Origin of the sequence: Photorhabdus stackebrandtii (assembly GCF_011189495.1) — a bacterium.
GTDB lineage: Bacteria > Pseudomonadota > Gammaproteobacteria > Enterobacterales > Enterobacteriaceae > Photorhabdus > Photorhabdus khanii.
The window spans coordinates 1-2,684 of sequence record NZ_PUJV01000086.1 but is presented as its reverse complement, the minus strand read 5'-3'; the positions used below and the strand labels follow the sequence as shown (position 1 = coordinate 2,684).

General features: G+C 57.5%; 1 protein-coding gene. It reads left to right on the top strand.

Features of this window, described 5'->3' with window-relative positions:
- Nucleotides 1-2,684 (top strand): non-ribosomal peptide synthetase (locus C5470_RS21560; RefSeq protein WP_166291822.1); only part of this gene is annotated, 2,684 nt, incomplete at both ends.

The window sequence follows — 2,684 nt, the reverse complement described above, 5'->3', positions numbered from 1 at the left end:
CCGATGAGGGACTAAGCGGCATTGAATTTATGGGCGGACAGGAGCGGACGAACTACCCGTTTGCGCTGTCGGTGGAGGATTTTGGGACGGCGCTGGGGCTGACCGCTCAGGTTGTCGAGCCGTTTGGGCCGGAGCGGGTCTGTGACTATATGCAGCAGGCACTGGAAAGTCTGGCAGCGGCGCTGGCGCGCACCCCGGACAGGCCGGTGCGTGCCCTGGATATCCTGCCGGCCGCGGAACGGACCTTGTTACTCACCACCTGGAATGCCACGGAAACGCCGTATCCTGAAGACTTATGTATCCATCAGTTATTTGAACGGCAGGCAGCGACAACCCCGGACGCCATTGCCCTGGTGTATGAAAACCAGTCGCTCAGTTATGCGGAACTCAATGCCCGGGCGAACCGGCTGGCTCGTCAACTCATTGCACTGGGAGTGCGTCCCGGCGGACATATAGCGCTGTTGTTTGAACGCTCAATAGCACTGGTGGTCGCCCAGCTGGCGGTGCTTAAAGCGGGGGCGGTTTATGTACCGATTGATCCGGATACCCCGGATGAGCGGAAGCACTGGGTCATACAGGATTGTGTGGCTCAGTTGCTGCTGACCGATGAGTATATGGCGATCCCGGTCAATTTGGCTGTACCGTTATTGCGAATGAGGAGGGAAGAAACAGACCCTGGGCGGGAAGATGACGAGCTGAATCTTAACTTAACCCGCCGGGGTTCAGATGCCGTTTATGTGATGTATACCTCCGGTTCGACGGGGGTACCGAAAGGAGTTATTGTGTCGCATCGTGCGGTCATCCGGCTGGTGATCAATAATGGCTATGCGGAAATTGGCCCGGATGACCGGGTAGCCTTTACCGCGAATCCCGCTTTTGATGCCGGCACCTTTGAAGTCTGGGCTCCGTTGCTCAACGGCGGGGCGCTGGTGGTTATCGACCGCAGTACATTATTAACTCCATGGCAGTTAGTCCGGGCATTACAGAGCCACTGTATTACAGTTCTGTCACTGGTTGTCGGCCTGTTTAACCGGCTGGCGGGGGAGTTATCCCCGGTTTTACCACAGATAAAAATTTTGATTATTGGGGGGGATGTCCTTGATCCCTATGTTATTGCTCAGGTGCTGACTAGCAATCCACCACAGCAATTATTACAGGCTTATGGCCCGAGTGAAGGTACCACTTTTACGACCACATACCACATCACGGCATTAGCGCAAGGTATAACCCATATCCCGATTGGCCGCCCCATAGCCAATACGCGGGTTTATGTGTTGGATGCCAAAGGGTTACCAGTACCGTTAGGCGCTGTCGGTGAAATGTATATTGGCGGAGACGGGGTCGCCAAGGGCTATCTGAACCGGCCTGAACTGACGGCAGAACGTTTCCTGGCTGACCCGTTCAGCGATAAGCCGGATGCCCGGATGTACCGCACCGGGGATTTGGCGCGTTATTTGCCGGACGGCAATCTGGAATTTTTGGGTCGTACTGACCAGCAGGTGAAAATCCGCGGTTTCCGCATTGAACCGGGGGAAATTGAAGCGCGGCTGGCCGAACACCCGGCGGTGCGTGAAGCCGTGGTGCTGGCTCACGAGGAAAGACTGGACAAACGGCTGGTGGCGTATGTGGCGGCGGACGTGGAAGAAGGGCTGGTGAATGACTTACGTGAGCGCCTGAGTCAAGTTTTGCCGGAGTATATGGTGCCGGCAGCGGTGGTGCGCCTGGACCGTTTCCCGCTAACCCCGAGCGGCAAACTGGACCGCCGGTCACTGCCGGTGCCCGGGGAGGACGCCTTTGCCCGCCAGCGTTATGCAGCCCCGCAGGGCGCCACCGAAACCGCCCTGGCGGCGGTCTGGCGTGAGTTACTGGGTATCGAAAAAATCAGCCGGCATGACAATTTCTTTGCCCTGGGCGGGCATTCTTTGCTGGCTGTACGGGTGATGAACCGGATAATGGCCGTACTGGGTGTGGAGCTCCCGCTGGCGGCACTGTTTCATTCGCCTTCGCTGGCGGCCTTAGCGCAGGCGGTACAGAAACAAGACCGGCCCGCCTTGCCCGCCATACTGCCGGTCTCCCGGTCGGAAACTTTGCCGTTATCCTTTGCTCAACAGCGTTTATGGTTCCTGGCCCAGCTCGACGGGGTCAGTGAAACGTATCATATCCCCCTGGCGCTGCATTTACGCGGCCGGCTGGATATCACCGCCTGGCAGCAGGCCCTGAATGCCGTCTTTGCCCGTCATGAAGCACTGCGCTCTGTTTTTGTTTCCGTCGATGGTCAGCCTCAGATTCATCTGTTGGCGGCAGGCGACGGGTTGCCGCTGGTTCAGCATGATCTGCGTGAACATCCGGATGCTGACACGGAATTAGAACGCCTGTGTGCTGGAGAAATGTCTGTACCGTTTGACCTCAGCCGGGGACCGCTTATCCGGGCGGAACTTATCCGACTGAGGGAAGAGGATTATCAGTTTTTGCTGACCCAGCATCATATTGTGTCCGATGGCTGGTCAGTCAATGTGCTGATAAATGAACTGAACGCACTCTACGCCGCCTTTCTGATCGGCCAGCCGGATCCGCTGCCCCCATTGGCCATTCAGTACCCGGATTACGCCGCCTGGCAGCATCAGTGGTTTTCCGCCGAACGTACCCAGGCGCAGTCGGACTACTGGCGCACAACACTGGCCGAT